This is a genomic window from Streptomyces hainanensis (assembly GCF_004348415.1).
In the GTDB taxonomy this organism is placed as follows: domain Bacteria; phylum Actinomycetota; class Actinomycetes; order Streptomycetales; family Streptomycetaceae; genus Streptomyces; species Streptomyces hainanensis.
On sequence record NZ_SMKI01000465.1, the window covers coordinates 1 to 5,938 of the forward strand.

The following is a 5,938-nucleotide window of genomic DNA, read 5'->3' on the forward strand; positions in this document are numbered from 1 at the left end:
GCCCCGACCTGCCCGCGCTGCGACACCCCCCTCGCCCACGGCCGGGTGGCCGGCCGCACCACCGTCTGGTGCCCGCACTGCCAGCCGGGGTAGGCGCGATGCCGACCAAGGGTTCGTCTTGTCTGTCAGTCCAACTGGCCGGCCCGCGCGGTAGGTTGCGGATGTTCCACGAAGTTCCGCCTGTTCTGCCAGCCGTGACACCGTAGCTGTCATGGGACGCCAACAAGCACACCGACGTTCAATGGACACGTGCCCTCACGACGGCACCCCCAGGCCGTGGTCTCCCCGATACCCGAGAGCGTTGTGCGGGGGATGCGTGAACCGGGCAACGGATCTGGCGGGACGCCGGATCACGATGGGGAACACCAGCCTCAGCGGCGGCTTCCGGGCGGTTCACCTTGCCGACGGCACTGAATGCGAGCAGGTCACGGCCGATGGCATGGTGCTGATCGACGACGTTCGCTACCAGGCCGGTGAGGCCCACATGGGCGGCATCGTGGTCCAGCCGGAAGGCGATCCTCCTGGCTGAACCCCGAGCGGCAGGACGCGCACCCACTGGGCTGTCACAACCCACAGATCCCGGACGCGGTGGTCTTCGACCGGCTTGCGCCGATGCCGGTGTCGGGCATCGGGTAAGCCGGGCGCTTGCGCTCGGCGCTGCGCCTCGGTCGCGCTTCCACGCGCCTCCTTGCCGTACACCACACGCGGGCATCCCTCAGCCGTAGGGTTCACCGAGCCGGGAGGGCGCCATGGGCGGCAAGCACAGCGATGGCAAGAACGGCGAGGAGGGGGACAAGAGGCAGTCCCCGCGCGAGAGCGACGGTCAGTGGCCGGGGCCGGTCACGCCTCCGCCGTCGCCGCCGAGCCCGCCGGAGGAGCAGTAGGCGGAAGGACACCTTCGAATGACCACGATGCGGCGGCTCGTCGAGACCCTGCGGGACAGCGGCTCTCTGCCGCCCGAGTGGGGGGACACGGTCGCCGCCGTGGATCGGGCCGGGTTCGTTCCGGACGTGTGCCCGGGGCTCGATCGCACGGTGGACGAGAAGGAGTGGTTGGCCGCCGTCTACAGCGACCGGTCGGTGGTCACCCAGGTGGACGACGGCGCCGAGGGCGGGCGTGGCGTTCCGACGTCCTCATCGTCCCAACCGTCGCGGATGCTGGAGATGTTGGAGCTGCTGGACGTCCACGAGGGGCAGCGGGTGCTGGAGATCGGCACCGCCACCGGCTACCACGCGGCGTGGCTGTGCCACCGGCTCGGCTCGGACAACGTCACGTCCGTCGAGATCGACGAGCGGCTGCACGACCAGGCCCGCCACCACCTCGTGGCCGCCGGGTACGCGCCCCGGCTCGTCGTCGCGGACGGGGCACGCGGCTTCGCGCCCGGCGCCCCCTACGACCGGATCGTCAGCACGTGCACGCTGCGGGAGATCACCCCCGAGTTGCTGTCCCAGACCCGCGACGGGGGGCGGATCGTCACGCCGTTCGGCAGCAGCTTCCACTCGTACTCGTATCTGACGCTCGACGTTCACGACGGGGTGGGGACGGGCCGGTTCTCCGGTCAGCCGTCGTTCATGTGGTCCCGGCCCCAGGCGGGCCGGCGCGCTGACGTCTCCGACATCTACCACGGCGAGCGCGGCGCGCCGGGCACCACCGACCTCGACCCAGGCGAACTCAACGCGCCGGACGCGATGTTCGCGATCTCGCTGCGCGTGCGGGACGCCTGGCCCGAGATCACCTGGGAGGACGACGGCTCGGGCGAGTGGACCTACTGGCTGCTCACCGACGACCGGCGGTCGTGGGCAAGGATCGAGTACGCGCCGGGCCGCACCGAGTTCTCGACGGAACAGCACGGCCCGCGCCGGCTCTGGGACGAGGTGGCGGTGGCGTATGACCGCTGGCGTTCACTTGGTTTTCCCAAGCGTTCGCACTACCGCCTCACGGTCACGGCCGAGGGCCAGTCGGTGGACCTCGCACCCTAGTGAGAGACTCGCGACGAAGGTGGCCCAGGCCCGATCGGGCCCGATCAGGGCCGGACCGGCCACGTTCCTGCTTTCCCGCACCGGGACCACGGACCGGCAAGGTCCTCTGGTTCGGTTGTCCGCTCGCTCGGTAGCCTGGAGGGTGTGGGTGCGCCCGAGTTGGTCCTCAGCGTGGTCGGCACGCTCGCCGGCGTGCTCGGGACGTACTTCGGGTACCTGGGCGTCCGCAGGACCCGGCGGCGGCCCGATCCCGACCCCCCGGCGCCCCCGCCGGCCTCCGGGGCCTACGACGTGTTCGTCGCCTACGGGGACGACGACCGGGACTGGGTGCGGGAGTTCGCCCGGCGGCTTTCCGCGGCCGGCGTGCGGGTGGCGTACGACGAGGTGGTGGCCCGGCCGGGCGGCGTGCGGGTGCACAGCCTGGAGCAGGGCATCAGGGACGCGGCTCACGGCCTGTTGGTGTTCGGCCCCACCGCGTTGGCCGGCGGCTGGGTGCGGCAGGAGTACCACGCGCTGATGCAGCGGTCGATCGAGACCGGCCGGCTGTTCGTGCCGGTGCTGGTCGGCGACGTGGAGCTGCCCGGGTTCGCCGCCACCCGGTTCGCGGCCGACTTCCGGGGCGTGGACGAGGCGACGTACGCCCGCCGCCTGGACGAGATCGTGCGGGCGTTGCGCGCGTCATGAGGCGGCGCCGGCGTCCCCCTCCTTCGGCAGGGCGGGCGGCCTGGCCTGCTGCTTGGCCCGGTCGATCAGGTCGAGGGCGCGCTGGACGGGCAGGAAGCGCAGCAGTTCGTCGGCGTTGCCGCTGACGACCTCCGGCACCTTCATGACCTTCAGCTCGGTGAGGAACAGCCGCATGGCCACGGTGTCCTGGCCCAGCAGCTCGATCTCCCGCTCCAGGACGGCCGCGTCCAGCTGCCGCTGCCGCTTCTCGGTCCGCTGCTCGATCTCCCGGATGCGCGACAGCCGTTCGGCGTTCTCCTCCTGCTCGGCGAGCTCCTGGCCGCGCATCCTGGCCACGAAGATCCGCTGCCGGATCGCGTCCAGCTCCGGGTCGTCGGCCTCCGCGAGGCCCATGTTGGTGGCCTCCGCCCGCACCGACCAGGCGGCCAGCGCGTTGCGGACCTGGGCCGCCAGGTCGGTGCGGTTGCTGGCGTGTTCGGTGAGGAAGTCCTCGACGGTCGAGGAGGCGGCGATGGCGTTGAAGTACGTCTCGACGGTGCTGCCCAGCACCCGTTCCACGAAGCGCTGGACCGGCACCGGATCGTCGACCAGGCCGCCGAGGCCCGAGGTCGTGGTGTCGCCGCCGAACTTGCTGACCAGGCGGGGCGCGGCCGCCTCGGGGATCTGGAGGTTCTGGGAGAGCTCGACGTTGAGCCGGTAGCCCTGGATGTTGACCGTGATCGGCAGCAGTTCCGCGTCGTAGCGGCTGGCCTTGGCGCCGTCCCGTTTCGTCCACTCCAGGGACAGCAGGCGGGTGGGGATCAACAGCACCCGGACGAACCAGGGGTTGACGGCGTAGACCGAACCCTCGGTCAGGGTCTCGCGCTGCACGCCGCGCCGCCCGCCGCCGTCCAGGAACACCCATGGCAGCCGGAAGTTGCGGTGGCCGGGAACGACGGGCCCGACCTGTTCCTCGTCGGCCGGCTGCTGGTCGCCGTCCAGGGCCACCACGACGCCGATGTGGCCGACGGGGATCGCGATGGTCCGCAGGTGCCTGGCGGTCAGCCCGTCGTCGCGGAGGCCGTGGCCCGACCGCCGGCCGGGACCGACCGTCTCGGTGGTGACGACGTCGAAGAGCCGGGGGTTGATGTCGTAGGAGGTGCCGCCGGTGAGGATGGCGAGCTGCCGGCCCTGCTCCCCGCCGCCGCGCAGGAACGCGTCGCCGTTCTGGAAGTTGTCGCACTCGACGAAGCGCCCGAACGGCCGGTCCGGCGGCCGTACCCGGCCGCCCCGCGCGATGACCAGGCCGACGGTGCCCTCCGGGACGTGGGTGCGCCGCACGGTCTCCACGGTGAACAGCGCCGTGTTGATGTGGTACGAGGTGTCGCCGGCGAGGGTGGCGACCTGCTGGCCCTGCTCGCCGTGGGAGAGCAGGAACCGCTCCCCGTCCTGGAAGTTGTCGCAGTCCACGGCGCGGCCGAGCGTGCGGTCCGGCGGCCGGGCCATGCCGTCGCGGGCGGTGACCAGGCCGATGTGGCCGGCCGGCACCCGCGTCACGTCGACGAACTCGACGGAGTAGCGCACCGGATCGAGCCAGTACGTCCGACCGGGGACCAGGCCGCGGGCCTGCACGCCCCGCGCGTCCTCGGGGGTGACCCACCTGAACCGCCCGTCGCCACGGCCGAACCGCCGGGTCACGACGCCGACCCGGCCGGCCGGCACCTGCCGGCGGGACGCCAGGGCCAGCCAGCCGGCCCCGGCCGCCAGGCCGAAGAGCACCACGAGGAACACCATCACCACCATCACGCCGCCTCCCCCTCCCATTCCCGTAACCGCGCGTGCACGGCGAGCGCGGTCTCGGTCCACTGGTCATACCAGTCCAGGTACTGCTCGCACTGCGGATTCCGCAACGTCGGGTAGAAGCCGGGCCCGCCCCGGGTGGCGAACTCGGCGTAGCGCGGCACCGTCTCGTCGGGCGAGCCGCGCCAGCCGTAGGCCGCGGAGAGTTCGAGGAAGTCCGCGTGCCGGCCGCGGCCGGTCAGGCCGGCGCGCCCGCGCTGGGCCCGGAAGCCGTGCCGGCCGCCGGACGCGGCCGACCAGGCCGCGTCGATCTCGGTGAGCAGCGCGGCCGGCAGCCGCTCGCCGTCGCGCCGCCGCAGCCAGCCGCTCTCCTGGCGGCCGGCGGCGGCCAGGAGCAGCGAGGTGGTGAGCAGGTCGGCGTGCGCGAACTCCCGTTCGGCGAGGAACTGCCGCAGCCGGGCCGTCGGTTCGCCGCCGGGCGCGGGACCCGGGCGCGGCGGTCGCGGCCCGGGCGGTGGCGGGGCCGGCGGTGGCGGGGGCGGCCCTTCGTCGGCGCCCGCGAGGCGGCGCAACAGGCGCAGCTCGGCGTCGCCCGGCAGGGCGCCGCCGCGCGCGTCGAAGTACCAGCTGCTCGCCAACAGGTGGTGGCGGTCCCCTTCGAGCAGTACGGGGAAGAACTCCCTGCCGTGCCGCTGCCCCTCCAGGATCTCCCGGGTGAGGTCGGCCGAGTCCTGCGCGGCGGTGGACATCAGCACGATGACGGCGAGCGCGTGCCGCAGCTGTTCCCTGATCCGCCAGAGGTAGTCGTCGCCCCAGGTGAGGCGTCCGATCGTCCAGACGGCGAGCTCGTGTGCCCGCAGGTGCGACGCGAGACGTTCCCCGTAGTCGGTGTCGGAACGCGCGTAGCAGACCACCAGGTTGGGCTCGGTCGGCGCGGCCGGCGGCCGCCGGTGGGCGGCGCGGGTGGCGTCGAGGACCTCGGGGGAGGGACCGGGCGTGCCGCCCGGCTCGCCGTCGAGGAGCAGCCGGGCCAGTTCGGCGACCTTCGCCTCCAGGCGGCCCGCGTCGAGCGCGCGGAAGTCCATGGGGACGCGGGTGGCCGCGAAGGGCGGCAGCTCGACCTCGCCGTGGAGGACGGGGATCAGTCGCAGCCCGCGCTCGACGGAGGCGTGGAGCAACGCGGCGTACTCCTGCCACAGCCACGGCTCGTCGCGGGCGGCCGGGCTGAGCACCTGGATGCCGGTGGTGGCCTGCCGGATCGCCTCCTCGACGGCGTGCACGACGACCTGGCCGGGACGCAGCGTGCACCGGTCGTGGAGCACCCGCACGCCGTGCGCGCCGAGCCGACCGGCCAGGGCCCGGGCCCACTCCGCCGGCGGGGGAGTGGACGGCGAGGAGGCCGTCGACGGCGCCGAGCCGGTCGGCGAGGCCGGCGAGCCCGGAACCGGCCGTCGGGTCGGCTCCGCCGTTGCCGTCGTCGGTGACCTGGAGCATCA

At 73.3% G+C, this 5,938-nt stretch carries 6 protein-coding genes; 4 read left to right on the plus strand and 2 right to left on the minus strand.

All coding sequences use genetic code 11. From position 1 onward, the window contains the following. The 4 genes from E1283_RS30170 to E1283_RS30190 all read left to right on the plus strand — a co-directional run. Positions 1–93, plus strand: a 93-nt coding sequence (locus E1283_RS30170; protein WP_279571304.1) for a zinc finger domain-containing protein, incomplete at its 5' end; no start/stop codon positions are given. Between the two features lie 223 nt (positions 94–316). Beyond that, a complete protein-coding gene (locus E1283_RS30175) occupies positions 317–529 on the plus strand; it encodes a hypothetical protein (RefSeq protein ID WP_243745205.1) in 213 nt (70 codons plus the stop codon). A 373-nt stretch (positions 530–902) separates the two neighbouring features. Further along, positions 903–1,979 carry a methyltransferase domain-containing protein gene (locus E1283_RS30180; protein ID WP_132821349.1) on the plus strand — a complete coding sequence of 359 codons (1,077 nt, stop codon included), beginning with the start codon at positions 903–905 and terminating at the stop codon, positions 1,977–1,979. A gap of 144 nt (positions 1,980–2,123) precedes the next feature. Beyond that, a complete protein-coding gene (locus E1283_RS30190) occupies positions 2,124–2,663 on the plus strand; it encodes a toll/interleukin-1 receptor domain-containing protein (RefSeq protein WP_132821350.1) in 540 nt (179 codons plus the stop codon). On the opposite strand, the gene E1283_RS39565 is transcribed toward E1283_RS30190, so the two are convergent. Further along, entirely contained in the window at positions 2,658–4,445 is a 1,788-nt protein-coding gene (locus E1283_RS39565; protein ID WP_132821351.1) for an SPFH domain-containing protein, read from the minus strand. The genes E1283_RS30190 and E1283_RS39565 overlap by 6 nt on opposite strands. Further along, positions 4,445–5,797, minus strand: coding sequence for a TIR domain-containing protein (locus E1283_RS30200; RefSeq protein WP_132821352.1), 1,353 nt, complete (start codon positions 5,795–5,797; stop codon positions 4,445–4,447). The genes E1283_RS39565 and E1283_RS30200 overlap by 1 nt, the downstream gene beginning before the upstream one ends. Positions 5,798–5,938 lie beyond the last annotated feature (141 nt).